Here is a 26,059-nt window from a genome sequence, read left to right on the forward strand (position 1 = left end):
AAAAACAAGAAGGCGTATGCCATGAAACCGTTTTATAAGGCCAAGTGGTCCACCGTGGCCCTGGTCGTGCTTGCAACCTGGTTGCTGCTGATTTTGCCCAATCTGAGCTGATGCCCGGATACAATGGCGCCCACGCCCAGCAGCCCGGAGCCATTGTGAGCCACACCCCTGTCGAATCTGCCGACCTGACCTGGATGGATGGCGACCAGCCGTTCTCCACCCGTTTTGCCGATGTCTACTTCTCGCGCGAAAGCGGTCTGGACGAAACCCGCCATGTGTTTCTGCTGCACAATCAATTGGCCGATCGCTGGGCCGCGCTCGACGCGGGTGCGCACTTTTGCATTGCTGAAACCGGCTTTGGCACCGGCCTCAACTTTCTGGCCGCCTGGCAACTCTGGGATACCTGCGCGCCTCAAGACGCCTGCCTGCACTTTGTCAGCACAGAAAAATACCCGCTCAGCCCGACAGACATGCAGCGTGCGCTGGCTATCTGGCCAGAGCTGGCCGCCTACGCCAGCGAACTGCTTGAGCAGTATCGCGACCTGACCGCCGGTTGGCAGCACTTTTCTCTGGCGCACGGACGCGTCACCCTGACCCTACTGATCGGAGACCTGTTTGACACGCTGCCGCAACTGGACGCCGGCGTTGACGCCTGGTTTCTCGATGGCTTTGCCCCCGCCCGCAACCCCGACATGTGGCAGCCCGAGCTCTACCAGCGCATGGCCGCGTTATCGCGCCCGGGAGCGACCGTCGCCACCTTCACCAGCGTCGGTGACGTGCGTCGAGGCCTGCAGACAGCCGGTTTTACCATGCGCAAGGTCAAAGGTTTTGGGCGCAAGCGGGAAATGCTCTGCGGCCAGCTGGAACAGACGCCGGAGGCAGGCTGGCAGGCGCCCTGGTTTGCACGCCCCGGCGGGACCAGCGAGCGCCAGGCGGTGGTCATCGGCGGCGGACTGGCTGGCGCCTGCAGCGCCCATGCGCTGGCACGACGCGGCTGGCAGGTAACGCTGCTGGAGCGCGAAGCAGAGGTCGCCCAAGGCGCCTCGGGGAATCCGCAGGGCATTCTGTACTGCAAGCTGTCCCCGCATCATCCGCCGCTGTCGCGCTTTATTCAGAGCAGCTATCAGTACAGCTTGCGCCTGCTGACACGAACGCTGCCGCAAAACCAGGACACCTGGCAGCAATGTGGCGTACTCCAGCTCGGCGGCGACGAGCGCGAACAAAAACGCCAGCAGGGGCTGGCCAGCCAGGGCTATCCAGCGAGTTTTCTGCACGCCGTGACGGCCGAGCAGGCCAGCGCACTGGCTGGTGTGCCCATTGAACAACCCGGGCTGTTCTTTCCTGGCGGCGGTTGGGTCAGCCCTCCGCGCCTGTGTGAGGCGCTGCTGCAGCATCCATTGATCAGTGTGCACCCCTATCGCCATGCGATTGAATTGCAGCACTGCGCAACGCACTGGCAGATCCTGGATGCACAGGGCAGTGTGCTGGCCGAGGCACCTCGGGTCATTCTCTGCTGCGCCCATGACACCGCCGCGTTTGAGCAAACGGCGCACCTGCCGCTCAAGGCCATTCGCGGCCAGCTCACCCATTTGCCGACCAATACGCAAAGCGCAGGCCTACGAACCGTCCTCTGCGCCGACGGCTATATTTCCCCCAGCCGCCAGGGCAGTCATCACCTTGGCGCAAGCTTTCGCTTTGACCGGCTGGACCTGCAGCCCAGCGAGGAGGAGAACGCGCATAACCTGCATCTGCTGCAGGCCCTGTCGCCGGCGCTGCATCAGTCGCTGCAGCACACCACGCCCAGTGGCGCCCGGGTTGGCCTGCGCTGTACCGCGCCCGACTATCTGCCGCTGATTGGCCCGGTGGTTGATGCCAACGCCTTCACCGAGCGCTATGCCGCGCTTGGCAACGATGCCAGTCTGCGACCAGACAGCCCTGCACCCTGGCACCAGGGCCTCTACGTCAATGTTGCGCATGGCTCACGCGGCCTGATAAGCGGCCCGCTGAGCGGAGAACTGCTGGCGGCGTGGATGAATAACGAGCCGCTGCCTTTGCCGCGTGAGCTGGCAGAAGCAGTGCATCCCTCACGGTTTCTGCTGCGCCAGCTGATACGCCGCAACGCCACCGACCGTCCGAAACGCCAGCGCCGGGCTGCTGACTGAACCGGCCATGTGCTAGCATCAGGGACAGCACTGCCGCAAAGCAAAAAGCACAATAGAGCGGCTGCCGTACGGATACCACATTCATGCGTCAATGCTGTCTACTCCTGCTGCTCTGGGCATTATCCGGCAGCCTCATCGCAGCGCCGCCCCAGCCGACCGCCATGCAGGCATTGGCGCCGCTCGAGATTACCCGGGACAGCCCACGCATCAACCTCACCAGCCATCTACTGCTGCTGGAAGACCCCGCAGGCAACCTGACAGCCGACCGATTGCTGCAAGGCCAGCAGCATCTGCCCTGGCGTCAGGTGCACACTCGTTTTGTCAACGAAGGCAAGAACCATTCGGTATGGTGGCTGCAGTTTGCCCTGCACAACACCGGCAATGTGCCGGTGCAAGGCGTTCTGCAAGTGGACTACGCCCTGCTTGATCAGTTGCACCTGTACCAGCAAACCCCGGACGGTACCCTGCGGGACCAGACCGGAGGCGACTACCAGCCGTTCGACGAACGTCCGGTAGGCGTCAGCAAGCACTGGTTTGCCCTGGAGCTGACGCCCGGTGTCCATCGCTTCATGTTGCGCGTCGACAGCAGCAGTACCGTTTTCATACCGCTGCACTACGCCAGCTGGCCGGCCAGCAGCGCGCAGCTGGAAACCAGCATGCTGTTGCACGGCCTGTTCTATGGCGTACTGCTGGGGCTGCTGGCCTACAACCTGTTTCTGCTCAGCTCCCTGCGCGAGAAAACCTATTTCTGGTACCTGCTGTACCTGCTGAACATGGTGTTGTTCATGGCGGCCTTCGATGGCCTGGCCTGGAAGTGGATCAATGCCAGCGTGTCCGTGCAAACGCTGACTATTTACACCCTGATGTTTCTGCACTGTGCGGTGTCTACCCAGTTCAGCCGCTACTTCCTGCATACCCGCGAGCAGTTCCCGCAACTGGACCTGCTGCTACGCAGCGGGATCCTGCTGGTGCTGCTGGCCATGATCAGTTTGCCGCTGATCAGCGTTGACCTGTACAACAACATGGCCAGCCTGACGGTACTGATCAGCTCCATCGTGCTGTTATTCAGCGGGTTGTATGTCTGGCGCCGAGGCTTTCGCTACGGCTCCTACTACACTCTGGCCTGGAGCCTGCTGCTGATCTCCCTGGTGCTGTCAACGGCCGGCTCACTGGGTTACGAGCTGCCAGGCATTCCGTACGGTTCGCATTGGGTCAAGATTGGCACTTGCGCCGAAATGATCCTGCTGTCCCTGGGCCTGGCTGACCGCATCAATGCGCTGAAAGAGGCGCGCTTTCACGCCGATGAGTCAGCGCGTCAGGCGCGCCTCGAAACCCGGGCCCAAGGGCGCTTTCTGGCCCGCATGAGCCATGAGATTCGCACCCCGATGAACGGTGTGCTGGGCATGCTGCAACTGCTCGGTGATACCCGCCTGGACAATCGTCAGCGCTTTTATCTGGATACCATCAGCAAGTCAGGCCAGACCCTGCTGACCGTCATCAACGACATTCTCGACTTTGCTCGCCTTGAATCAGGCAAGGTGGAGCTGGAACAGCTCCCCTTCGACCCGGAAGAGCTCGCCTCCGATGTGACCGGACTGTTCACCGCCCAAGCGTTGGAGAAACGCCTAGCACTGTACTGCAGCGTTGCCCCTCACCTACCCCGCCAGTTGCAGGGTGACCCGACGCGCCTGAAGCAGATCCTGATGAATCTGCTGAGCAACGCCTTCAAGTTTACCGAGCAAGGTCACGTCAGCCTGCACCTGGACGGCCGCCCTGCCGGTGGCGAGCGTGATCTCTGGCTGCTCGAATGCACCATACGCGACACCGGTATCGGTATTGCGGAGCAGGCCCAGAGTCAACTGTTCAACTCCTTTACCCAGGCCGACAGCAGCACTACACGGCGTTACGGTGGTACCGGCCTGGGCCTGGCAATCAGCCAGGAACTGGTGCGCCTGATGCAAGGCGACATCACCTTGCAGAGCACCCAGGACGAAGGCACCAGCATCCGGGTGCAGGTGCCGCTGAGAGCAACCGAACTCCAGGCGCCCCGCCCTGACACGCCACCGGTTGCCGCGCTGATTGCGCGTCAGAGCGATGCGCAGCTGAGCTATCGCCTGCAGCTTGAGCGCGTTGGCTATCGGGTCATCTGCCAACCGGACGGCGCAGCCAGTGACTGCGAATTGATGATGATCGACTGCCAGGGTATTGCTGTTGATCAGCTGCAACCCCTGATAACCGACGGGCAGACGCCGATTTTGCTGCTACGCGCAGCAGACGACCACCGCCCCCTGTTGCCCGGCAAAGGCGTGCTGCTGGAGCAGACAACGCCGCTGCTGCCCGCTCAACTCCGTGAGCTGTTGCGCCAACTGCTTGCCCCCCAGCCCGCCAGCGACGAGCCGCCGAGTAGCAGCGGCCAGCCACCGGTTGTCAGAGGCCATCTACTGGTTGCCGAGGACAACCCGGTGAATCAGCTGGTCGTGCGCAGCCTGCTGGAAAAGGCGGGTTACAGCGTAGAAATTGCCGAGAACGGCGCAGAGGCCGTGCAACGCTACCGCGATGCCCCGGCCAGCTACAGCCTGATTCTGATGGACTGTGAGATGCCGGTTCTCGACGGGTTTGAGGCCACCAGACGCATTCGCGCGCATGAGCAGCGCGAGCACCTGGCGCGCATTCCTGTTGTTGCGCTCACAGCCCATGTTCTCGACAGCCACCGGTTGGAAGGCATGACCGCCGGCATGGATGACTACCTGGCCAAACCCGTCGAGAACGAACAACTGTTTGCCTGCCTGCGCCGCCTGATCAAGCCAGCAGCCCTATGACCCCCTCCACCAGCAACTTACCACCGGTCAGTAGCAGAAACACATAGCACAGCTGATAGATGAGCTTCTCGTTGCTGCGCTGCAGCAACCAGTAGCCACAGCGCACACCGATAGGCGCCAAGGGCATCAACACCAGCGAGGTCAGCAGGTTTTCACTGGAGAACTGCCCGAGGTAGAGATAGGCCGGCACCTTTACCCAGTTCACCAACGTGAAGAATACCGCCAGGGTGCCCATCAGCAGGGTTTTCTCCAGCCGTTGAGGCAGCATGTACACATTGATCGGCGGGCCGCCCGCGTGAATGCCAAAGCTGGTAAAACCAGATAGCATGCCCCAAAAGCGCCCGCGCCAGGCATTCGCCGGCCGCGCTTGCTGCTGATCGCGGCGCCACCAGGCATTGATCACAAAGCTGACCGCAATCATCCCGATCAACAGCCGGATGTGCTGCTCATTCATCAAGCGAAAGGTCAGCGCGCCGATCAGCACACCGACTATCGCCGCTGGCAGAATGATGCGCAGGTTGGTGCGGTCCCAGCGACCACGGAAAGTGCGCAAGGCGACCAGGTCCATCAGGCAAAGAATCGGCAACAGGATCGCAGCGGCCTGCTGCGGCGCCACCACCAATGCCATCAGCGGCACCGAGACAATGGCGATGTTGCCGCCAAACCCGCCCTTGGCGATGCCGTACAGCAACACGGCAGGAATGGCACAGAGATAGAAAAACGGGTCGGTAATCATGGCACAACGATAGGCTGACAAAGGCGCCAAGTGTACCATTGACGCCCCGACGTCAGCTGAGAATCAGACGTATGTTGATCCCCTACCAGATGCTTGAACCCGCCACCCTCGACGCCCTGCTCGAGGACTTTGTGACCCGCGACGGCACCGACAACGGCTTTGACGACAGCCTTGAGCGCCGGGTTGCCCAGGTACGCCGCATGCTGGGAAAAGGCGAGGTACTGATCGTATTTCACCCGGACACCGGAGACGTCAGCCTGGCGCACCGCCACAGCATTCCCGCCGACATGCTGCGCGATGCGCAGCTGTGACATATCAGCGCAGAAGCCGCCCCTCGATACCGCCAGTGCTTGGAGGCTGACGCCGCAGCGGCTAACATAAGTCTCTTTCCGTGCGGTCGAGTGAGGTAATAATGAAAACGTTTGCAACCTGGGCCCTGGGCGGCCTGCTTGGCCTGAGCAGCATCTCGGCACTGGCCTGTACCCCAGAGGAAGCCATCGCCAAGGGCGAGCACCTTGCTCAGTTGATCTATGACCGAACCAAGGACCAGCCCGGCAAGGCCGAAGAACTGAACGCCCGCCTCAAGGCGCTGCAAGAGCAAGACCCGGCCAACGGCCGTTACGACTCCTGCCAGGGCTATCAGCGCATCATCGACGAGCTGAACGCTGAAGACGCCGCCGCAAAAGCCGCGCAAGAAAATCAATAAATTCGATACGAATAACGCATATTTTGCGTTATTCAATCAAATTATCTGCTTATAGAATGGCGCATAACCTGATTGAGGAGATGCGCCATGACCACCTATCGTACCCTGCTGGATAGCCGTGTCGGCCAACCCGCCGCCGACGGTGACGGTGTGCGCCTGACCCGCGTATTCGGCGGCCCAGACGCCCGCCAGCTTGACCCCTTTCTGATGCTTGATGAGTTTGGCTCCGACGCGGCAGCCGACTACATTGGTGGCTTTCCGTCGCACCCGCACCGTGGCTTTGAGACAGTGACCTACATGCTGGAAGGTCGCATGCTGCACGAAGACCACCTGGGCAACCGTGGCCTGCTCGGCCCCGGCGGCGTGCAATGGATGACCGCCGGACGCGGGATCATCCACTCGGAAATGCCCCAGCAGGACCACGGCACCATGCGTGGTTTCCAGCTCTGGCTGAATCTGCCTGCCGCCGAAAAAATGCAGCCGGCCCACTACCAGGATCTGCCACCCGAGGCGATGCCCACGCGCTCCCTGCCAGGTGGCGGCCAGCTCAAACTGATCGCCGGTAGCCTGGTGCTGGAGGAGCAGACGGTACAAGGCCCCATTCACGGCGGCAGCACCCAGCCGCTGTATGTCGACCTGCACCTGGGCGCAGATGAGCAGGTACAACTGCCGACGCCCGCCGGCCATACCGCCCTGTTGTATGTGTACGAAGGGGCGGTCGCTATCGACGCAGAGGAAAGCTCAGCCACGCTGACACGCGGCCAGCTTGGCCTGTTAAGCGATGGCGAGGGGGTAAGCCTGACAGCCGAGGCCGCTGGTACCCGGCTACTGCTGATGGCGGCGCGGCCGATCGGCGAGCCCGTTGTCCAGTACGGTCCGTTCGTCATGAATACCGAAGCAGAGATAAGACAGGCCGTGCGCGACTACCAGTTAGGTCAGCTCACCGACTGACCACGCACCTCAGAGAATCTGGGTACGGCCCGCCAGCGCGTGGGCCAGGGTGCCGCCGTCGATGTATTCCAGCTCGCCGCCCAGCGGCACGCCATGCGCAATGCGAGATACCTTGATACCACGAGGGCGCAGCAAGCCGGCAATGTAATGCGCGGTTGCCTCGCCCTCTACGGTCGGATTAGTCGCCAGAATGACTTCGGTCACGGCTCGCCCCTCCAGACAGTCGAGCAGTGCCGGTACGCCGATCTCTTCTGGGCCCATGCCATCCAGCGGAGACAGGTGCCCCTTGAGCACAAAATAGCGGCCGTGATAGCCGCCAGCCTGCTCTACCGCCCAGACATCAGCGGGGCTCTGCAGCACACAGAGCAGGCTGTCGTCGCGACGCGGATCACTGCACAGCGAACAGATCTCGGTCTCGCTCAGGGTGCGGCAACGTTTGCAATAGCCCACCCCGTCAATAGCAGCCTGCAGCGCCTGCGCCAGATGGGCTGCTGCCGGACGATCACGCTCCAGCAGGTGCAACGCCATGCGCTGCGCCGTCTTGGGACCAACCCCTGGCAGGCCGCGCAGGGCGTCGACCATCTGCCGGATAAGCGGACTGAAGGCCATGGATCAGAACGGCATCTTGAAGCCGTCGGGGAGATTCATGCCCCCGGTGAAGCCGGCCATCTTTTCCTGATTGGTCTGCTCCAGCTTGCGCACCGCATCGTTGATGGCGGCGGCGATCAGGTCTTCGAGCACTTCCTTGTCTTCCTGCATCAGGCTGTCATCGATGCTGACACGGCGCACATCGTGACGACCGGTCATCAGCACGGACACCAGACCAGCGCCAGACTGACCGGTGATTTCCATGTTGGCCAGTTCTTCCTGCATCTTGGCCATCTTTTCCTGCATTTGCTGGGCCTGCTTCATCAGGCCTGCCATGCCACCTTTCATCATGACGCTATCCTCGTAGTTCAGTTGACGGGGGCATCCAATGGACGGATGCTTCCTTCACAAATATGGGCGGCGAAGTCACTTTGCAAGCGTTGCACCAGGGGATCGGCGACGATACTTTGCTCGGCAGCGCGCTGCCGGGCGGCCTTGCGTCGGGCAGCTGCCACAGCAGGCGTTTCCTGAGTAGGCGCTGCCACCTCGACCAGCAGCTGCACCGGTTGCTCCTGCACAGTGCCAATGGCCTGCTCCAGCCGCTTGCGATGATTCTCGTTGTACAGGGCACTGTGCCCCGGGTCCAGATGCAGGGTCCAGATCCCCTGCTCGCGGCCGACCAGCTGACAGTGCGCGGCAATACTCTGGGTCAGACCGGTCAACCCCAGGCGTTCGAACAGCGCCAGCCATTCGGCCGCTAGGCCACTGGCCGGTGGCAAGTCACTGATGGCGTCTTGTGCTTCCTCGGCAGCGGCCTGCTCTTCGGCATCCGGTAGCTGCCAGTCGTCGATATATTGGGCGACGTCCAGTTCATCTTCATCGCACTCACCCATCCCGCTGTCATCCGGCGGCGGGCCATCCATCCAGTCGGCGGGCGGCTCATCCTGCGGTGGCTTGATCGGCGTGGTCGAGCTGATCGGGTGGCTGACCGGATCGGGCTTCGCCTGCGCCGGCTCAGGCTCAGGCTCTGGTACGACGGGCTTAGCTGCTTCGGGTTCGGGCTCAGGCGCTGCTCCTGGCGGCTCGACCGCAGGTGCAGGTGCAGGTGCAGGTGCAGGTGCAGGTGCAGGAGTATGAGACTCGACAGCTGCAGCAGGCGCAACAACGGGCGCTGCGGCTGCCGGGGTCGTCTCGGGTTCAGTCTTGGCCGGACTGGACCCCGTCGACTTTTCCGGCGCGTCGCCGGGCGGCACCACCTGCCCCGCTGGCCGAACATCAGCCAATGTGCCAGGCCGGAAGGCCAGCATCCGCAGCAACGCCATTTCCAGGCCGCCACGAGGCTCTGGCGCCAGCGGCAGGTCACGGCGCCCGTGCAAGGCCAGTTGATAGAACAGCTGCACGTCCTCGGCACTGACCTGCCCGGCCAACGCCAGCACACGCTGCTGATCACCCAGACTGTTATCGGTTGCCTCAGGCACCACCTGGGCCATCGCCACGCGCTGCAACGTCGAAATCAGTTCGGCCAGCACCCCGGAAAAGTCCGCGCCCTGCTCTGCCAGCTCGGCTACTGCCGCCATCAGGGCTCGCGCGTCACCAGCGATCAGCGCTTCCAGCACAGAAAACACCTGGCCGTGGTCGATGGTGCCGAGCATGTTGCGTACTTCGGCCACCTGCAACTGGCCGTTGCCAAAGGCAATAGCCTGGTCGGTCAGGCTCAGGGCATCGCGCATCGAGCCATCGGCAGCACGCCCCAAAAGCCACAGCGACTCCTGATCAAAACCGATCTGCTCATCGGTCAGAACATGCTGCAGGTGCTCAACCACCTTTTCCGGCGGCATATTCTTCAGGGAAAACTGCAGGCAACGCGAAAGAATGGTGACCGGCAATTTCTGCGGATCGGTCGTAGCCAGCAAAAACTTGACGTGCTCCGGCGGCTCTTCAAGGGTTTTCAGCAGCGCGTTGAAACTGTGGCTGGAGAGCATGTGCACTTCGTCGATCAGGTAGACCTTGAAGCGCCCACGGGTCGGCGCGTACTGCACGTTCTCCAGCAGCTCGCGGGTGTCTTCAACCTTGGTGCGACTGGCAGCGTCGACCTCGATCAGGTCAACGAAGCGACCCTGGTCAATTTCCAGACAGGATGAACAGGTGCCACAGGGCTCGGAGCTGACCCCGGTCTCACAGTTCAGGCATTTGGCCAGAATCCGCGCGATGGTGGTCTTGCCCACACCGCGGGTGCCGGTGAACAGATAGGCGTGGTGCAGGCGGTTGTTGTCCAGCGCATTGATCAGCGCCTGCAGCACATGGGTCTGTCCGACCATTTCACGGAACAGGCGCGGACGCCATTTGCGGGCAAGTACCTGATAACTCATTGGCTGTGTTCGGTTCCGTCTGCGGTGGGTCGAATGCAAGCGGGTAATGTACCCAAGCAAGGGCTACAATGCGAGTGAAAGACGCCATTTCTCGCCCCTGCAAGCGACAGCTGGCGACAGTCCGCGGGACTGGGGCGAAGGCATGCCCGCTAAACCTGTTCGCCGTTGCGAGACAGTTTCCAGCATGCCAGAGGACGTACCAGAACGATACCAGCCCTAACAAACCTCACGATCAAACTACGGCTTATCCTCCTGACCGCATCAGCTCTGCTACTGCTGATCATCCTGAGCGTCATATCGGTCAGTGCGATCAACCAGGCCGCGCAGTCACTGGATACGGTCTACCATGACCGCCTCATCCCGACCGGCCAGCTCGGACGCATCCAGCAGGAATTACAGAACGTCCGAGCCGAACTGCTGTTATCGTTTCAGCACGACCCCAACCAGCCGATGAGCAACAGCCACGACCACCCGGTCAATCGACACCTCGAGGAAGTCAACGGCTCACTCAAGCGTATCGACAGCGACTGGAAAGCGTACCTGGCGACGTACCTGACCCCGGAAGAAAAGCAACTTGCGGACCAGGCCAGCCAGCAGTTGAGCACGCTGCTGAATCAGGGCGTCAACCCGACACTAACCGCTCTGCAGCGCCAGGATTACGCCAACGCAAACCGCACCTTGCTGACATCGCTCCAGCCTGCAGCCAGCGCGCTGGACGGCACGCTGGAGCGCATGCTCGCCCTTCAAGTCACTATTGCCGAGCAGGAGTATCAAAAGGCGGAGCAGAGCTACTCCCGACCCCTGATGATCAACATCGCGACCACGCTGGTGGCACTGGCGGTATTGACGCTGCTCTCATGGAGCATCATTCACGGCATCAGCGCGGCCGTTACGAGGCTGGAGCAAGCCAGCACACGTCTGGCCGAAGGTGATCTGACCGCTCGCACGGGTGACCAGAGTAACGATGAGCTGGGCCGCATCAGCCAGGCATTCGACCGCATGGCCGGGCGTTTTCAGCAAACCATCAATCAGGTCGCAGGCTCCAGCAACCAACTCGCGGCGGCGGCCGAGGAAACGTCGGCCATCAGCGTGCAGACCGGCGACGGCGTGCGTCAGCAGCAGCACGAAGTGGAACAGGTGGCGACCGCCATGCACGAAATGACCACCACAGTGCAGGACGTTGCCCGCAACGCCGCCGACGCCGCCGAGTCGTCGCGCCAGGCAGACCAGGAAGCACAGCAGGGGCGGCTGCTAGCCACCCGTACCATCGACGCGATCCAGTCCCTGGCCGAGGAAGTCGAGCGCGCCGCCCAGGTCATTCAGCGGCTGGAACAGGACAGTGACAACATCAGTAGCGTCCTGACGGTTATTCAGGGCGTTGCCGAGCAGACCAACCTGCTGGCACTGAATGCGGCCATTGAGGCGGCGCGAGCCGGCGAGCAGGGACGCGGTTTTGCGGTAGTGGCCGATGAGGTGCGCGCACTGGCCTCACGCACTCAGCAGTCCACCACTGAAATCCAGACCATGATCAGCCGCCTGCAGGAAGGCACTGGAGAGGCGGTGAGCGTCATGCAGATCAGCCGCGACAAAGCGCAGCAAGGCGTAGAGGCGGTCGGCCTGGCCAGCGATCGTCTGCTGGCGATCACCGACGCGGTTACCCGCATCAACGACGTGAATGCACAAATCGCCTCCGCGGCAGAAGAGCAGTCTTCGGTTGCCGAGGAAATCAACCGCAATATCACCAACGTCAGTGACATCGGCAAACAGACCCGCACGGCCTCGCAGCAAAGTGCGGCCACCAGCGAGGAACTAGCGCGCCTGGCCAGCGATCTGCAGCAGCTGATCAGCCGCTTCAAGGTTTAAGGTTCCACTGCGGTGCCGGGCTGAATAGACGGCACCGCAGCGAGCACGCCAACCCCAGGTTCTGGCCACCGGGGCATCCCGCCGACGCACACTCACCTGCAGACAGACCTGAAGATTGCCACACGAAACGCAGGCACGCGAAAGAAACCTGCCAAAACGGCAGACAGAGCGAGAAGGAGAACAAAGCGGGGGGGAGATTGGAGGCGGCCCCGCAGCCACACCCCGGCACACGATATGACCGCTGCGGCTGCTCCCTTCCGGGCCTGACCGGGTTCACGGCTGATCATTGCGAGGGGACCGACGGGGCCACCATAGCGACCTGAGTGCTGACTGCTCTCAGGCCGCGCTATTGTAACGGCTTATGCTCAAGTTACAACCCGAATATCAGGTTTTGAAGCGACCGACCTGCGCCTGCAGGGTTGAGGCCAGGCGAGCCAGCGCGTTGCTCGCATCGCGGCTTTCCTGGGAGGATTGAGCCGCCTGGTTCGACAGGTCGCGAATACCGCTGATGTTACGGGCGATGTCTTCGGTGGTCTGGCTTTGCTCTTCACAGGCAGCAGCGATTTGCGCCGCCATGTCGTTGATGCGCATCACCGAGGCTGACGTCTCGTTGAGCGAGGTTTCGGTTGCTCCCGCCTTCTCGACACTCTGCCCAGCCAGCTCCGCCCCACGCTGCATGACCGCAACCGCCTGACCGGTACCGGATTGCAGTTTCTGAATCATCTGCTGAATGTCTCGGGTCGAATCCTGGGTACGAGCAGCCAGTGCGCGCACCTCATCGGCCACTACTGCAAAGCCGCGCCCCTGCTCGCCGGCACGCGCCGCCTCAATAGCCGCATTCAGTGCCAGCAGGTTGGTCTGCTCGGCGATGCCTTGAATGACACTAAGCACACCGCCGATCTTGTCTGTGTCCTGCTCCAGGTTGTTGATCACGCCGGCGGCCTCTTCCACGTCTGCAGCGAGGCGTCGCAGGTCGTTCATGGTCGCGGACACCACATCAGAAGCAGCGTGGCCTTGACGATCGGCTTCGCGGGCGGCGTCGGCAGTGCTATGGGCGTTATCTGCCACCTCATGGATCGCTGCGCTCATCTCGGTCGCTGCGGTGCTGACCTGATCAACCGCCATGTACTGCTCATTGACCAGTTTTTCCTGGCCGTTGGCAATGGCGCTCATTTCCTCGGCTGCCGAGGCAACCTGGAGCGTGGATTCGGCAACCTGGCGAATCAGCGTCTGCAGCTGCTCGAGAAAGGCGTTAACCGCACGACTGAGCTCACCTAGCTCATCGTTGGAATGCACCGCCACACGCTGGGTCAGATCGCCCTCGCCATCGGCAATATCGCGAATACGCTGCAACAACTCGCGCAGGGGGGTGGTAATCATGCCGGGGAAAAACACAATCATCAGTATGCAAACGACAGCCCCGATAATCAGCACGGTGGCGAGGCGCGCATGACTGGCGCTGACATCCGCCGCGGCTTCTACCTCCTCCGCGTCGGCCTGGCGGTTAACCAGCCCTGTCATCTGATCAATCAAATCGCGTGCCCGGGTAAACTCCTCATAGCCGCGACCGTAGCTGATATTGGATGCCTGTGCGGCGGCGCCACTGCGCGCCAACCTGACATTCTCCATCGCCGTCGCCTTCCAGGTGGCAAAGGCACGAGTGAACTCGGCTGCCAAAGCCTTACCTTCAGGCGCGTCAGTTTCCTCGCCATAACGGGCGATGCGATCGCTGGCCTGCTGCAAGTTGTCGTTCAGCTCGGCATCCAGGCCCGCACTGTTCACGCCGGCAATGATGGCACGCTCGGCACTCAGGGCTTGATACAGGTCACGATCGGCTTCGAGCACCACACTGCTCTGCGGCAGCAACTCGGCAGCAACTCGATTCAAGCGCGACTCAACCGTGCCGAGCGCCAAGATCGCGAACAACCCCGACAAGGCCAGCAAGGCGGCCAGAATCAGCAGGGGGATGGTTAGTTTCCAGCGGAAGCTCATATCTCGGATCAGGCTAGGCATAACGGTTATCACTCTTGTAGCAGACGCAGGCAGAAAAGGCCGCAGCGGGCCGGTTATTCCCTGAAACAGGCTCGATAGGACTCCGCCTTATCGACAGCAGCCGGGCGTAACCCTTCGCCCCGGGAAACCGTAACGACATCATGTTTCCCTTACACGACACTGACCCACCCTTGTTCCAGTAGCTTGGCCAGCGCTCCTCAATCCCATAATCAAATTATCGGCCAAGGCTCCCCGGGCATTAGCTGTTTTGCGTCAGTTTTTTCTCTATTTGCAGTCTAGTCGCAAAAAAGCGCCAACGCCGCTCAAACAAAGATCCAGGAAATCATCAGCGGGATATACACCAGCGCCACCAGCGTGCTGAGCAGTGCTGTGCCAGCGACCTGCCGCGGATGGGTGTCCAGCAGCGTCGCGATCACCACGGTATTGGCGGCAATGGGCGTAATGGAGATCAGCAGAATCGCTTGGTAGACATCCTGCCCGTACAGCTGGGTCACGTGGCTATCGAACCAGCACAGTGCCAAGGCCATCAGCGGCCAGCTGACAAACTTGCCCAGCAACGCCAGCCCGGTAAAGCGCAAGTCACCGGCCAGCCCCTGAAAGCTGAGAATACTCATGCCGATGATCATCATGCCAAAGACGCTGTAAGCACCGCGCAGATTGTCAAACAGCGGTACGAATGCCTCAGGGATCGACAGACCGCTGCTGTTGAGCAACACAGCCAGAAAAAAAGCGTATAGCGACGGCAAGCGCGCGACTTTCAGCAGGCAATCACGAATACCGAAGCGCCCGCGGGCAGCCAGATAGAACCCGACCGAGGTTTCAAATAACGTGGTGCCCAGCATGCAGACGATGTAGATCGACAATCCCTGCTCACCAAACAGCAACAAGGCCACCGGTATGCCGAAATAACCGGTGTTGCCGGTGCCAACGGCGAGCGGAATCATGTTGGCGCCGGACTGCGGAAACCACCGTCTCGCGATCAGCAGGTGCAGCCAGCCCAGCAGGCTGCAGACGCCGAAAGTGAGAAAGGGCAAGGCGATGACTTCAGCGGACAGGGGCGCGCGCATCACACCGGCAAAGACCACCGACGGCGTGACGATATACATCATGATGCCGGCGATATGCCGCCCACTGGCCTCCAGATAGCGTCCGGCCAACCAGCCAAGACCCACCGTGACGTAGAGCGGCAGCAGTTTATACAGCAGGGCAAGAGCAGCCAGCATCTGACGCCTCAGGCAGAAATGAGATAAACCCGTTCAACCAGCGCCTGCATACCCTGGCTGGCAAAAACCGCGTGATCGGCCAGTACATCCTGCTCGTCCAGCAGCTCGATCGAGCAACCTGCGTAGAGTCGTCGTACCTCTTCGTCTGGCACGCTGAAGGGCGGTCCCGGGCGCTGCTCCTGAGGATAGTCCAAAGTTACCAGCAGCATTTTCCAGCCGCCCGGCAACAGCTGCCGCAGATGGGCCACGTAGCACTCGCGCATGGCCGGCGGCAACGCGATCAACGCAGCGCGGTCGTACACTGCCGCCACCTCGGCCACGTGCTCGGGCTGCAGGCCAAAGTAATCACCACACAACAGACTGAAACCACTGCCGCTAGCCACCTCAAAGCTGCCCTGCTGGGTCCACTGCAACGCCAGCTCATGTTCCTCGCCAAAGGCCTCGAGTGCACTGCGCGCCAGCTCGACGCCCAGCACCTGGTGCCCCTGAGCGCGCAGCCAGATCAGATCAAGCGACTTGCCGCACAAGGGCACCAGGACCGACTCTGCCCCGCCAAGGGCCAGGCGCGGCCACCACTGCTGTAACAGCGGGTTGGTTGCCGCCTTGTGAAAGCCTATTTCCCCGCGCTGCCACCGCTCTTGCCAGAATGCTGCGTCCATACTGTCCTCACTACACACAATGCATTGACTATACAGTAATTTTTTTACTGCACCGGGACAGAGGCGATATAGTGGAGCCGTTCGTACCACCCGCCATCGAGTTGCCCCATGGACTACATCAACACCCTATTCCTGATAGGTGCAGTGCTGCTCTGCTTCAGCGTCCTGGCCAGCTCGCTGTCCTCGCGCCTGGGCATTCCACTGCTGTTGATCTTTTTGGTCATCGGCATGCTCGCGGGTGTCGACGGCATCGGGCGTATTCAGTTTGAGGATGCCAACAGCGCCTTCCTCATCGGCAGCCTGGCGCTCGCCATCATCCTGCTCGATGGCGGTATGCGTACCCGCGTGGAAAACTTCCGGGTCGGCCTCTGGCCGGCCATGTCGCTGGCCAGCCTGGGTGTTCTGATCAGTGCCGCACTGACCGGCGCGCTGACCGCGTGGATGCTCGAACTGCATTGGCTGCAGGGGCTGCTACTGGGAGCCATCGTCGGTTCGACCGATGCGGCGGCGGTATTCTCACTGCTGCAGGGCAAGGGGCTGAACCTCAAACAGCGCGTTGGCGCGACGCTGGAGATCGAATCCGGGTCCAACGACCCGATGGCGATTTTCCTGACCATCACGCTGGTTGAAATGCTCGCCAACGGGCAGACCAGCTTCAGCTGGTCCTTTGCCCTGCTGCTGATCGAGCAGTTTGGCATCGGCGCCCTGTGCGGCCTGGCGGGTGGCTTCGGTCTGGTCTGGCTGGTCAACCGGGTCACCCTGCCCGCCGGCCTCTACCCGCTGCTGATCACCAGCGGCGCCATCATGGTCTTTGCCGCCACCAACAAGATCGGCGGCAGCGGTTTTCTGGCGATCTATCTGACCGGCCTGATTCTGGGCAACAAACGCGTGCGCAACCTGCAGAACATTCTGCAGGTGCAGGATGGAATGGCCTGGCTCAGCCAGATCGGCATGTTCCTGATGCTCGGCCTGCTGGTCACCCCCAGTGAGATGGTCATCATCGCCGTGCCAGCGATCGTGATCGCGCTCTTCCTGATTCTGGTCGCGCGCCCTATCGCCGTGCTGATCTGCCTGGCACCCTTTGTATTCTCCTGGCGGGAGCGGATGTTTATCGCTTGGGTCGGTTTACGCGGCGCTGTGCCCATCATTCTGGCGATCTTTCCGCTGCTGGCCGGCCTGGAACAGGCACAGCTGCTGTTCAACCTGGCCTTCGTCGTGGTGCTGGTATCGTTGCTGTTGCAGGGCTCATCCCTGCCGTTGGCAGCGCGGCTGTGCAAGGTAGAGATTCCCCCCCAGCCCGAACCATTGCAACGCACCAGCCTGGACACCGCCATCGAGGGCGACTTTGAGCTGTTGATCTACCAACTGGACAACGCCAACTGGTGCGTCGGTGTCGCCCTGCGGGATCTGAAGATGCCGGACGACACGCGTATCGCGGCCGTGTTTCGTGGTAACCGCCTGCTGCACCCCACCGGCAGCACACAGCTGGCACTCGACGATGTGCTCTGCGTCGTCGGCCGGCCGCGCGATCTGCCCGCCCTGTCCAAGCTGTTCAGCAAGGCGCAGCCACCACGCCGACTGGAAAGCCGCAGCTTCTTTGGTGACTTTATTCTCGAAGGTGACGCAACGCTCGGTGAGGTTGGCAAGTTTTACGGCTTTGCCGTACCCGAAGACATGCGCGACCAGACCCTGGCGGCTTTCTTCAGCCGACAGTTCGGCGGCCACCCCGTGGTCGGCGACCAGATCGAGTGGGAAGGTCACACCTGGGTCGTGGCCGCCATGGACAATGACTGGATCCTCAAGGTGGGCCTCAAGCTCGGCAACGGTGGCGGCCCGGTCCTGGGATTCTAGGGCAGCACGGCCCCATCGCGCCGGCCCGCGCCCCACGCTTGACCTTCACATGATGTCAGGGTTCATGCTGCAATGGAGTTAACAGCGCAGGAGCAGGTCATGTCGGAGATTACATTGCAGCTTGGCGGTATGAGCTGTGCCGGATGCGTCGGCCGGGTTGAGCGAGCCCTTGCAGGCGTCGACGGCATCCAACGGGTGGCAGTCAACCTGGCGGCGCAAACCGCCCGCATGGATGTACAGACCAACAGCCAGCTACTGGCCGTTGAAAAGGCACTGCAGCAGGCGGGCTACCCCGCCGAACAGCAGACCCGCCAGATACAGATTGGCAACCTGACCTGCGCCAGCTGCGTGGGCCGTGCCGAGGCTGCCCTGGGCACGGTGCCGGGTGTGCTCGATGCCCAGGTCAATCTGGCCAGCCAGCAAGCCCGTGTGCGGATGCTGCAAGGTACGGATCAGGACGCCCTGCTGCGCGCGCTGCGTCAGGCGGGTTATCCCGGACAGTGGGTGGATTCCGACGCCCCCGCCGCCGAGGCGGGGCCGGACCTGGCCAAACAACGGCGACGTGTGATCATCGCCGCCCTGCTCAGCGCGCCCATGCTGCTCAGCATGCTCCCTGCCCTGCTGGGCGCCGGCCACTGGATGCTGCCAGGCTGGCTGCAGCTGATTCTGGCGAGCATCGTGCAGTTTGTCTTCGGCGCCACCTTCTACCGTGGCGCGTGGCATGCCCTGCGGAACCGCACAGCCAATATGGACCTGCTGGTGGTGCTGGGCACCAGCGCCGGTTGGGCGCTGAGCACCTGGAACCTGCTTACCCAGTCGCCTGGTACCGAGCTGCACCTGTACTACGAGGCCTCTGCGGTCATCGTCACCTTCATCCTGCTGGGCAAATACCTGGAAAACCGCGCAAAAGGGCAAACCCTGGAGGCGATACGTGCCCTCACCGCCCTGCGCCCTGATACGGCCCGGCTACGTGATGCCGAGGGCGAACGCGATGTCCCCCTCAGTCAGGTGCTGCCGGGCGACCAACTGGTCGTGCGCGCCGGCGAACGCATTCCGGTGGACGCCGAGATTGTCGAGGGCGACAGCCATATCGACGAATCCATGCTCACCGGCGAGAGCCTGCCGGTCAGTCGCGGCCCCGGCCAGGCCGTGCGTGCCGGCAGCCTGAACCAGGACGGCGTATTGCTGCTCAACACCACCGGCGTCGGTCAGGACACCCTGCTGGCGCAGATAGTGCGCATGGTCGAAAACGCGCAAAGCTCCAAGGCGCCCATCCAGCGCCTGGTCGATCGCGTCGCGGCGGTATTCGTCCCGGTGGTGATTGCCATCGCGCTGATGACCTGGGTGCTCGGCAGTTTCTTCATCGGCCCGCAGGCGGCGCTGCTCAACGCCATTGCCGTGCTGGTCATTGCCTGTCCCTGCGCCCTGGGGCTCGCCACGCCGACCGCCATCATGGTCGGCACCGGGGTAGCCGCACGCCACGGCATTCTGATTCGCGACGCCGAAGCGCTTGAGCGCGCCCGCCTGGTCAACGCCGTGATCTTTGACAAAACCGGCACCCTGACCCGTGGCAAACCCGCGCTGACCCGCGTCGAGCCTCTGAACGGGCATAGCGCCGAAGACGTACTGCGCGTGGCCCTGGCCCTGCAACAACAGGCCGAGCATCCGCTGGCCCGCGCTCTGTGCGACTACGCCGCCGAACAGGGTATCGAGACAGCGCCCGCCGACAACCTGCAGGTGCTTGCCGGTCGCGGCGCCCAGGGTTTGGTTGACGGCCAGAGCGCCTGGCTGGGCAGCGCCCGCCTGCTGGAAGAGCAACACCTGGATCTGACGCCCTGGCAGCAACAGGCCGCCGAGTTGCAGGCTGACGGGGCAAGCCTGTCCTGGCTTGCCCGGGGCGATCAGGTCCTGGGCCTGCTGAGCTTTGCCGACAGCCTGAAGGACAATGCCCGCGCCACCATAGACCGTCTGCAGGCGCAGCACATCGAGTCCCTGCTGATCAGCGGTGACAGCCAGAGCGCCGCCGAGCACATCGGCCGCCAGCTGGGACTCGACCAGGTCCGCGGCAGCGTGCTGCCAGCCGACAAGGTCAGTGAAGTGCAGCGCCTGCAGCAACAGGGCAAGGTTGTGGCAATGATCGGCGACGGCATCAACGACGCACCTGCGCTGAGCAGCGCCGATGTCGGCATGGCCATGTCGACCGGCACCGATGTCGCCATGCACAGCGCCGGCATCACCCTGATGCGCGGTGACCCGGCCCTGGTACCCATGGCGCTGGCGCTGTCACGCCGCACCGGCGACAAGATTCGTCAGAACCTGTTCTGGGCTTTCGTGTACAACTGCCTGGGCATTCCGCTGGCCGCCTTTGGCCTGCTCAACCCGATGATCGCCGGTGCCATGATGGCAGCCAGCAGTGTCTGCGTGGTCAGCAATGCGCTGCTGCTCAAGCGCTGGCAACCGGAGGAGGCATGAATAGAAGTATGAATATCAGCCAGGCCGCCAGGGCCAGTGGCCTCAGTCCGCGGATGATTCGGCACTATGAAAAAATCGGTCTGCTGCCAGCGCCGCCGCGCAGTGATGGCGGCTATCGTCAGTACGGCGATAGCGACCTGCACACCCTGGGCTTTATCCAGCGGGCGCGGCGCCTCGGCTTCAGCATGGAGCAAATCGCCCGACTGCTTCAGCTGTGGCAGGACCGCTCGCGCTCCAGCGCCGAGGTTAAAGCGCTGGCCGGCGAGCATCTGAAGGAGCTGGAGGCGCGTATCGCCGACCTGCAGGCCATGCACGCCAGTCTGGCGCAATTAGCCGATTGCTGTCAGGGTGACCACCGCCCGGACTGTCCGATCATCAACTCGCTGGCCAGCCCTTGCTGAGACGCCCCATGGAACTGAAATCCTTACGCCACTTTGTTGCCCTGGTCGAGCATCAGGGCTTTGCCCGCGCCGGCGAAGCGATCGGCCTGAGCCAACCAGCGCTGAGCCGCAGCATCCAGACACTGGAGCAGCGCCTCGGCTGCGACCTGATCAACCGCGGCGGCAAGGGGGTCGAGCTGACGCCGCAAGGTCAACTGGTGCTAGAGCATGCCCAGCGACTGCTCGCTGGTAGCACGGCGTTGCGCAATGCCCTGCGCCAGTTCAACGACCTGGAAGCCGGTGAGTTGCTCATGGGCGCCGGTCCCTTTCCGGCAGCAGGCCTGCTGCCGCGTGTGCTGGGCCAGTTCAACCGCCGCTACCCGGGCGTGCGGGTCCATATGGAAGTGCAGCACTGGGTGGCGCTGCGCAATCAACTGCTGGCGGAACAGCTGGAGCTGTTCGTTGCGGATATTCGCGAACTGGAAGGCGACCCGCTGCTGGAGGTAACGCCGCTGCAACAGGCCCCCAGCCGGCTGTTCTGCCGGGCAGGCCACCCGCTGGCCGGGCGCACGGATCTGACGCCCGAACTGCTGGCCGCCTATCCGCTGGCGAGCTTTCGCGTCCCGGAGTTGATTCTGCAAGGTCTGCGCTACACCCTGCCGCGCCCGGAGCCGCTGATCAGCCTGGAGTGTGACAATCTGGACGTGCTAAAGCGCGTGGTACGCCACAGCGACGCCCTGAGCATTGCCGGTCTGGACATCCTGCACGATGAGCTAAGCGCCGGAACCCTGACGCTGCTGGACTGGCCAGAGCTGCTGCCCGGCACCAGCTTTGGTCTGGTGACCCGTCGTCAGCGCCCGCTATCGCCCGCTGCGTCAGCCTTTATCGAGATGCTGCGCGCCGAGAGCCTGGCGCCGCAGCCCGTTACAGCAGATTGAACAAACTCAGGCCGCTGACCCGGACAAAGCTCTGCTGCGACGCCTCCAGCACCACCGACTGCAGACTCAGCCGGCTGAGCGCCTCGGCGTAGTCCAGATCCTCCAGCTCGGAGGTGACGGAGGTATTGATCAGCGAGACTTCCTCGTTTTCGGTCAGGGTCGACTCGATGACGTTCATGCGCGCACCGATGGTGGTCTGCACGCCCAGCACCTTGTTCATGGCGTTGTCGAGATTTTCCAGGCTGACGGCAACCACATCTCGCCGAACCAGTTTGTCCTCGGTGCTACTCGTGCCGTCCTCCAGGGTGCTGCGCAGCAGTGCGACGGTTTCCAGCACGCTGCGGGTTTCCCGGTTGGTGCTGCCCGGCGTGCTGTCACCGGTGCTGATACTGAAGCTGTCACCGGCGGCAAAGTCACCATCCAGCGTCACCGCCACGCCCGCGTAGCGAACGGTGAATCCGCCCTCGTCATTTTCTTCCAGCTGACCGGTCACCGGGGGCGTCAACGGGTTGCCGCCACTATCGACAATTTCATAGCTGTCAGCAGTCGCGCCAATCACGATGCTGACACTGCCCTGGGGGTAAAAGGTGGTGTCGTAGGCGCTTTTGTTCTCGACCACGCCCAACGAAATGCGTCCGCTACCGGTATTGCCGGCATCGGCTTCGGTATTGACGCGGTTGACGTTGGCCACATTGACGAACAGGTCCTTGCCGTTGTCATTGATAGCCACGTACTTGGAACCGGCAATCTGAATCGAGCGTTGCCCCTCGTCACCCTGGTAGCTGTAGCTGCCATCGGGGTTTTTGACGAAAGGCTGCTCACTGCTCTGATAACCGCCAAACAAATACTCGCCACGCGCATTGCGGCTGTTGAACAGGTTGTACAACTCCTCTTCACGCTGCTCCAGCTCGGTCGCCAGGGCCTGACGGTCAGCGTCGCTCTTGGAGCCGTCCCCCGCCTCGATAGCGATTTCGCGAACGCGCTGCAAGACATTGTTGACCGAATTGAGGATGGCCTCCTCCTGAGTCAGGCTGTTGTTGGCCGCCGTCATGTTGGTGCTGAACTGCTCCAGACGGTTGGACTCCTGATTCAGCTGCAACAGGCGCACAGTCGCCACCGGGTCATCCGCCGGGGTCAGGATGCGCTTGCCCGAGCTGATCTGCTCCTGGGTGCGGGTGGCATTGCTGTAGTTGTCCTGAATGCCGCGCACACCGCTGTTGAACTGCTGGATGGTTGAGATACGCATGGGTCGTTACCCGTTATCTGACGCTGTTGATCAGCGTATCAAAAATGGTCCGGGCCACCTGAATCACCTGGGCCGAGGCGTTGTAGTACTGCTCAAAGCGGATGAGGTTGGCCGCTTCTTCGTCAAGGTTGACCGCCGACACCGAGTCACGGTTGTTGGTCGCCTGGGTCAGTACCGAGGCACTGGATGCCGAGTTGGTACGCGCCTGGGCCGTGTAGGTCGCCACTCGCTGGACCAGGTCGCCATAGCCGTCGACAAAGGAAAAGCCTTCAGCGCCGTTGGCCTGCCCCAGCACCTGAGCGGTCTGCAAGTCCGACATCACCAGGGCGTTGCGGTTGTCCGCGACCCCGGTATTGAACTCCAGGTTGAAGCTGTCGCCGTCCTTCGGTGTGCCGGTCATGGCCATGCTGAAGGTGTAACCGCCGACGGTAACCTCGACGCTGTTGGTCTGGCCCGGCGTAATCACCAGTGGCGAGGGGTTCAAGGTCGCCGTACCGCCGGTCACCTGCAGCTCACCACTGGCCTCGTCGTAGCTCAGCTCGATGGGCAGCAGCCCCTGCAGGGCTGCCGGATCAATGGGTGAAGGGCCGGCACTCAAGCTCGGCTGACTCAGGGTACCGGTGCCGCGATTATCCAGGCTGGCGTCAACCGAGCCCGGTGCGGCAAAGGCCAACTCCTGCGGCTCCTGCATCACCACGCCCATCTCGGCGGCAGCATGACGGGTCGGGGTCAGCAAAAAACGGTCACCGGCCGCGATACCGCCGCCACCCAATTCGACGGTGAAGCCATCCAGTTCCGGCGGCGGCACGCTACTCAGATCATAAGGGCCACTGACGCTGTCATCCGAGGTGCGGCGCACGGTAAATTCGGTAGCAGTGGTAAACACCACTTCATAATCCGAGGTGCTCAGCTGCGAGGTATCACTGATCAGCACGTCGAGCTTGGCGTTCGGATCGCTATTGTTGACGCGCGCCCGACTGCGCCCGTCTACCAGCTCAGCGCTGTTGATGTCGTTGAACAGCGAAGCGCCAGCATTGCCGTTAAGGTCTAGCCCCTGTCCCTGCTGCTGGTTGAATTCGCTGGCGATCGACAGCGCCAGGCGGCCAATGGCGTTGAGCGCCGGATCCAGCACATCATCGCGGTATTTGATCAGGCCACCCAGCTCACCGCCGCTGATCAGCCCGGTGACGTCCTGCGATGCGTTGCCGGCCTTGAGCACCACGTCTACCCGCGACGGATCGCCAGCACCGGGCCGCACCGCCAGCGTGGAGGCTTCGTTACCGACCACCAGCGGCTGGCCCGAGCCGATAAAGATGTTCAGGACATTGTCGTCCTGCTGCACCACGGTCACACCGATCAGCTCGCTCAACTCGCGCACGGCTTCGTCCCGGGCGTCGAGCAGGTCATTGGGCTGGGCACCATTGGCGGCCGCTACTGCGATGCTGTCGTTGTAGCTGGCGATGGAGGTGGCAAGACGACTGGCCTGATCGGCCAGCGTGCTCATCTGCTGACCGATAAACTGATTCTGCGTGGTCAGGCTGGTCTGTACGGTATTAAAGCGCGAAGCGAGTCCTTCGGCCTCGGACAAAAACAGCTGCCGCGCCGGCAGGTTGGCCGGGTCTTCGATAGCCGTCTGCAGCGCGTCAAAGTAGCTTTGCAGACCGGGGGTGATGCCGGTTGCGCTGCTGGAAACCAGGGTGTTGAGCTGTTCCAGCTGAGACTGGAACGCCTGCACCTCTGCATTGGTTGAGGTCGCCGTCCTGACCTGGTTGGTCAAAAACTGGTTATAGATGCGCTCGACATCGACCACCTTGCTGCCGTTACCCAGGTAGCCGGCACCACTGAAGCTGGGAGTCTGAGCAACCTGCAGCGCCGTTTGCCGGGTATAGCCGGCGGTGTTGACGTTGGTGATGTTCTGACCGGTGACCGACAGCTGGGTCTGGGCTGTCTTCAGGCCGCTGAGGCCGATACCGAATAGATTTGCCATGCTCAGGCCCTGCCGCCGTTATCTGAAGTGGTATCAGCGCTGGCAACACGGCTATCGCTGCTGCCAATCAGCTGACGGGCGATCTGCGACACCTTGCGTGCGTACTGCGGGTCGGTCGCGTAACCAGCGCTCTGCAGCTCACGGAAGAAGGTATCCGGGTTGTCGGTGCTGCTCAGCGCCTTGCTGTAGCGCCCGTTGGTTTCCAGAAAGCTCACATAATCCTCAAAGCTCTGCTCCCAGGAGCTGTAACTGCGAAAGTCCGCCCGCTCGCGGGTGCTGACGCCGTTGCGAAATTCAGTAGTAGCCACGTTGGCACTCTCGCCCTGCCAGCCGCCATGGGCCTTGATACCAAACAGGTTGTGGCTGGAGCTGCCGTCAGACTGACGAATGACCGACTTGCCCCAGCCGGTTTCCAGCGCGGCCTGAGCGACCAGATAATGCGGGTCGACCCCCAGGCGCGCCGCAGCCTTCTCGGCCATCGGCAGCATGGTCTCGACAAACTCCTGGCTATTGGCAAAGCGGGTGCGCTGCGCCACCTCGCCGGTTACGGCGGCTGCGGTCGATGCGCTGCGACGCATGGCCTCAATACCGCGCAGCGGCTGCCAGTCATTGCTCTGGTTGCTGCTGGTGCTGGCTTCGGCGCGATCCAGTCGCTCGGCCCAGGCACTGTAATCGGAGGCGATCTGCAGGCGCCGGCGCGCCAACAGCTCGGACTGGTCCACCGCTGGCGCAGCGGCGCCCGACGCACCGGCGCCCGCGTCAGCAGCGGTGCCGCCGGCCTCGGCCTTGGGCGAAAGCTGGCGCATAAGTGCGTCGCTCAACCCCAGACCCGGACCCTCTGACAGATGCACGGCCATCTGGTTGTCGTACATTTCCTGATAGAACTTGGTCTGCGGGGTATTCAGCGGGTTACCTTCGGCAAACACGGCGTTGGCATCACGCATGCTCTTGATCATCATGTTGACGAACAGCGACTCGAACTGCTGCGCAACCTTGCGCACGTTCTCCGGGCTGTTGGCGTCGCTGCCAGCCTTGAGCTGGCTGACGCTGTTGATGTCGGTGTAGCTGGTGCTGATGCTCATGGCGTGCTCCCCGG

Annotated in this window: 20 protein-coding genes, 1 other RNA gene and 1 pseudogene; 10 read left to right on the plus strand and 12 right to left on the minus strand. The window is 62.4% G+C overall.

The genetic code is table 11. The annotated features are described in order from the left end of the window. Window positions 1–155: 155 nt before the first annotated feature. Window positions 156–2,162 carry a bifunctional tRNA (5-methylaminomethyl-2-thiouridine)(34)-methyltransferase MnmC2/FAD-dependent 5-carboxymethylaminomethyl-2-thiouridine(34) oxidoreductase MnmC1 gene (mnmC, locus tag CNQ84_RS07210; protein ID WP_281254813.1) on the plus strand — a complete coding sequence of 669 codons (2,007 nt, stop codon included), beginning with the start codon at window positions 156–158 and terminating at the stop codon, window positions 2,160–2,162. Window positions 2,163–2,245: 83 nt separating this feature from the next. Further along, a complete protein-coding gene (locus CNQ84_RS07215) occupies window positions 2,246–4,981 on the plus strand; it encodes a hybrid sensor histidine kinase/response regulator (protein ID WP_096004224.1) in 2,736 nt (911 codons plus the stop codon). On the opposite strand, the gene CNQ84_RS07220 is transcribed toward CNQ84_RS07215, so the two are convergent. Continuing rightward, window positions 4,962–5,717, minus strand: coding sequence for a sulfite exporter TauE/SafE family protein (locus CNQ84_RS07220; RefSeq protein WP_096004225.1), 756 nt, complete (start codon window positions 5,715–5,717; stop codon window positions 4,962–4,964). The genes CNQ84_RS07215 and CNQ84_RS07220 overlap by 20 nt on opposite strands. 71 nt (window positions 5,718–5,788) lie before the next feature. On the opposite strand from CNQ84_RS07220, the gene CNQ84_RS07225 reads away from it, so the two are divergent. The 3 genes from CNQ84_RS07225 (at window position 5,789) to CNQ84_RS07235 (ending at window position 7,374) form a co-directional block, all read left to right on the plus strand. Further along, window positions 5,789–6,028: a YheU family protein gene (locus tag CNQ84_RS07225; RefSeq protein WP_096004226.1), complete on the plus strand. Its 240-nt coding sequence runs from the start codon at window positions 5,789–5,791 to the stop codon at window positions 6,026–6,028. A gap of 101 nt (window positions 6,029–6,129) precedes the next feature. Beyond that, window positions 6,130–6,423 carry a hypothetical protein gene (locus CNQ84_RS07230; RefSeq protein ID WP_083726628.1) on the plus strand — a complete coding sequence of 98 codons (294 nt, stop codon included), beginning with the start codon at window positions 6,130–6,132 and terminating at the stop codon, window positions 6,421–6,423. 87 nt (window positions 6,424–6,510) lie between these two features. Further along, window positions 6,511–7,374: a pirin family protein gene (locus tag CNQ84_RS07235; protein ID WP_096004227.1), complete on the plus strand. Its 864-nt coding sequence runs from the start codon at window positions 6,511–6,513 to the stop codon at window positions 7,372–7,374. 9 nt (window positions 7,375–7,383) lie between these two features. Here the strand turns inward: CNQ84_RS07235 and recR are convergent, their stop codons facing one another. Genes recR through dnaX form a run of 3 tightly spaced genes read right to left on the minus strand, consistent with a single transcriptional unit; the run spans window position 7,384 to window position 10,331 of the window. Beyond that, complete coding sequence (gene recR, locus CNQ84_RS07240; RefSeq protein WP_096004228.1) at window positions 7,384–7,983, minus strand: recombination mediator RecR; 600 nt, start codon at window positions 7,981–7,983, stop codon at window positions 7,384–7,386. A gap of 3 nt (window positions 7,984–7,986) precedes the next feature. Then, the gene (locus tag CNQ84_RS07245) at window positions 7,987–8,313 is read right to left on the minus strand and encodes a YbaB/EbfC family nucleoid-associated protein (RefSeq protein ID WP_083726622.1); all 327 of its coding nucleotides are present in this window, start codon (window positions 8,311–8,313) and stop codon (window positions 7,987–7,989) included. Window positions 8,314–8,330: 17 nt separating this feature from the next. Beyond that, the gene (dnaX, locus tag CNQ84_RS07250) at window positions 8,331–10,331 is read right to left on the minus strand and encodes a DNA polymerase III subunit gamma/tau (protein ID WP_096004229.1); all 2,001 of its coding nucleotides are present in this window, start codon (window positions 10,329–10,331) and stop codon (window positions 8,331–8,333) included. A gap of 165 nt (window positions 10,332–10,496) precedes the next feature. Here dnaX and CNQ84_RS07255 point away from each other — a divergent pair, with 165 nt between their 5' ends. After that, the gene (locus CNQ84_RS07255) at window positions 10,497–12,194 is read left to right on the plus strand and encodes a HAMP domain-containing methyl-accepting chemotaxis protein (RefSeq protein WP_096004230.1); all 1,698 of its coding nucleotides are present in this window, start codon (window positions 10,497–10,499) and stop codon (window positions 12,192–12,194) included. A 206-nt stretch (window positions 12,195–12,400) separates the two neighbouring features. On the opposite strand, the gene ffs is transcribed toward CNQ84_RS07255, so the two are convergent. From ffs to CNQ84_RS07275, 5 genes and pseudogenes are all read right to left on the minus strand, one after another. After that, an RNA gene (ffs, locus tag CNQ84_RS07260) (signal recognition particle sRNA small type) lies at window positions 12,401–12,497 on the minus strand. Between the two features lie 81 nt (window positions 12,498–12,578). Then, a complete protein-coding gene (locus tag CNQ84_RS21075) occupies window positions 12,579–13,367 on the minus strand; it encodes a methyl-accepting chemotaxis protein (RefSeq protein WP_425439955.1) in 789 nt (262 codons plus the stop codon). A gap of 69 nt (window positions 13,368–13,436) precedes the next feature. Continuing rightward, window positions 13,437–14,207 (minus strand): annotated as a pseudogene (locus tag CNQ84_RS21080) (HAMP domain-containing protein); the annotation flags it as partial. A 302-nt stretch (window positions 14,208–14,509) separates the two neighbouring features. Further along, window positions 14,510–15,430, minus strand: a complete 921-nt coding sequence (locus CNQ84_RS07270) for an AEC family transporter (protein WP_096004232.1) — start codon at window positions 15,428–15,430, stop codon at window positions 14,510–14,512. A gap of 8 nt (window positions 15,431–15,438) precedes the next feature. Further along, the gene (locus CNQ84_RS07275; protein ID WP_096004233.1) at window positions 15,439–16,089 is read right to left on the minus strand and encodes a thiopurine S-methyltransferase; all 651 of its coding nucleotides are present in this window, start codon (window positions 16,087–16,089) and stop codon (window positions 15,439–15,441) included. Between the two features lie 108 nt (window positions 16,090–16,197). Here CNQ84_RS07275 and CNQ84_RS07280 point away from each other — a divergent pair, with 108 nt between their 5' ends. The 4 genes from CNQ84_RS07280 to CNQ84_RS07295 all read left to right on the plus strand — a co-directional run bounded on the left by CNQ84_RS07280 (window position 16,198) and on the right by CNQ84_RS07295 (window position 21,730). Beyond that, window positions 16,198–17,940 carry a potassium/proton antiporter gene (locus CNQ84_RS07280; RefSeq protein ID WP_096004234.1) on the plus strand — a complete coding sequence of 581 codons (1,743 nt, stop codon included), beginning with the start codon at window positions 16,198–16,200 and terminating at the stop codon, window positions 17,938–17,940. Window positions 17,941–18,039: 99 nt separating this feature from the next. Continuing rightward, window positions 18,040–20,412, plus strand: coding sequence for a heavy metal translocating P-type ATPase (locus tag CNQ84_RS07285; RefSeq protein ID WP_096004235.1), 2,373 nt, complete (start codon window positions 18,040–18,042; stop codon window positions 20,410–20,412). Between the two features lie 8 nt (window positions 20,413–20,420). Then, complete coding sequence (gene cueR / locus CNQ84_RS07290; RefSeq protein ID WP_096004236.1) at window positions 20,421–20,813, plus strand: Cu(I)-responsive transcriptional regulator; 393 nt, start codon at window positions 20,421–20,423, stop codon at window positions 20,811–20,813. Between the two features lie 8 nt (window positions 20,814–20,821). Continuing rightward, entirely contained in the window at window positions 20,822–21,730 is a 909-nt protein-coding gene (locus CNQ84_RS07295) for a LysR family transcriptional regulator (protein ID WP_096004237.1), read from the plus strand. Here CNQ84_RS07295 and flgL read toward each other — a convergent pair. From flgL to flgJ, 3 genes are read right to left on the minus strand one after another with little or no spacing between them, the layout of a single operon-like run. After that, window positions 21,717–22,976: a flagellar hook-associated protein FlgL gene (gene flgL, locus CNQ84_RS07300; RefSeq protein ID WP_096004238.1), complete on the minus strand. Its 1,260-nt coding sequence runs from the start codon at window positions 22,974–22,976 to the stop codon at window positions 21,717–21,719. The genes CNQ84_RS07295 and flgL overlap by 14 nt on opposite strands. A 13-nt stretch (window positions 22,977–22,989) precedes the next feature. Further along, window positions 22,990–24,963 (minus strand): flagellar hook-associated protein FlgK, encoded by a 1,974-nt coding sequence (gene flgK / locus CNQ84_RS07305; protein WP_096004239.1) that lies wholly within the window; start codon window positions 24,961–24,963, stop codon window positions 22,990–22,992. Window positions 24,964–24,965: 2 nt separating this feature from the next. Next, window positions 24,966–26,045, minus strand: a complete 1,080-nt coding sequence (flgJ, locus tag CNQ84_RS07310; protein WP_096004240.1) for a flagellar assembly peptidoglycan hydrolase FlgJ — start codon at window positions 26,043–26,045, stop codon at window positions 24,966–24,968. Window positions 26,046–26,059: the final 14 nt, after the last annotated feature.

It is taken from the genome of Pseudomonas abyssi (assembly GCF_002307495.1).
Taxonomy (GTDB): Bacteria; Pseudomonadota; Gammaproteobacteria; order Pseudomonadales; family Pseudomonadaceae; genus Halopseudomonas; species Halopseudomonas abyssi.

Coding starts and splice junctions, on each gene's coding strand:
- CNQ84_RS07215 (WP_096004224.1), top strand. CDS start 2,246: ATGCGTCAATGCTGTCTACTCCTGCTGCTCTGGGCATTATCCGGCAGC.
- CNQ84_RS07220 (WP_096004225.1), bottom strand. CDS start 5,717: ATGATTACCGACCCGTTTTTCTATCTCTGTGCCATTCCTGCCGTGTTG.
- CNQ84_RS07225 (WP_096004226.1), top strand. CDS start 5,789: ATGTTGATCCCCTACCAGATGCTTGAACCCGCCACCCTCGACGCCCTG.
- CNQ84_RS07230 (WP_083726628.1), top strand. CDS start 6,130: ATGAAAACGTTTGCAACCTGGGCCCTGGGCGGCCTGCTTGGCCTGAGC.
- CNQ84_RS07235 (WP_096004227.1), top strand. CDS start 6,511: ATGACCACCTATCGTACCCTGCTGGATAGCCGTGTCGGCCAACCCGCC.
- recR (WP_096004228.1), bottom strand. CDS start 7,983: ATGGCCTTCAGTCCGCTTATCCGGCAGATGGTCGACGCCCTGCGCGGC.
- CNQ84_RS07245 (WP_083726622.1), bottom strand. CDS start 8,313: ATGATGAAAGGTGGCATGGCAGGCCTGATGAAGCAGGCCCAGCAAATG.
- dnaX (WP_096004229.1), bottom strand. CDS start 10,331: ATGAGTTATCAGGTACTTGCCCGCAAATGGCGTCCGCGCCTGTTCCGT.
- CNQ84_RS21075 (WP_425439955.1), bottom strand. CDS start 13,367: ATGAGCGCCATTGCCAACGGCCAGGAAAAACTGGTCAATGAGCAGTAC.
- CNQ84_RS07270 (WP_096004232.1), bottom strand. CDS start 15,430: ATGCTGGCTGCTCTTGCCCTGCTGTATAAACTGCTGCCGCTCTACGTC.
- CNQ84_RS07275 (WP_096004233.1), bottom strand. CDS start 16,089: ATGGACGCAGCATTCTGGCAAGAGCGGTGGCAGCGCGGGGAAATAGGC.
- CNQ84_RS07280 (WP_096004234.1), top strand. CDS start 16,198: ATGGACTACATCAACACCCTATTCCTGATAGGTGCAGTGCTGCTCTGC.
- CNQ84_RS07285 (WP_096004235.1), top strand. CDS start 18,040: ATGTCGGAGATTACATTGCAGCTTGGCGGTATGAGCTGTGCCGGATGC.
- cueR (WP_096004236.1), top strand. CDS start 20,421: ATGAATATCAGCCAGGCCGCCAGGGCCAGTGGCCTCAGTCCGCGGATG.
- CNQ84_RS07295 (WP_096004237.1), top strand. CDS start 20,822: ATGGAACTGAAATCCTTACGCCACTTTGTTGCCCTGGTCGAGCATCAG.
- flgL (WP_096004238.1), bottom strand. CDS start 22,976: ATGCGTATCTCAACCATCCAGCAGTTCAACAGCGGTGTGCGCGGCATT.
- flgK (WP_096004239.1), bottom strand. CDS start 24,963: ATGGCAAATCTATTCGGTATCGGCCTCAGCGGCCTGAAGACAGCCCAG.
- flgJ (WP_096004240.1), bottom strand. CDS start 26,045: ATGAGCATCAGCACCAGCTACACCGACATCAACAGCGTCAGCCAGCTC.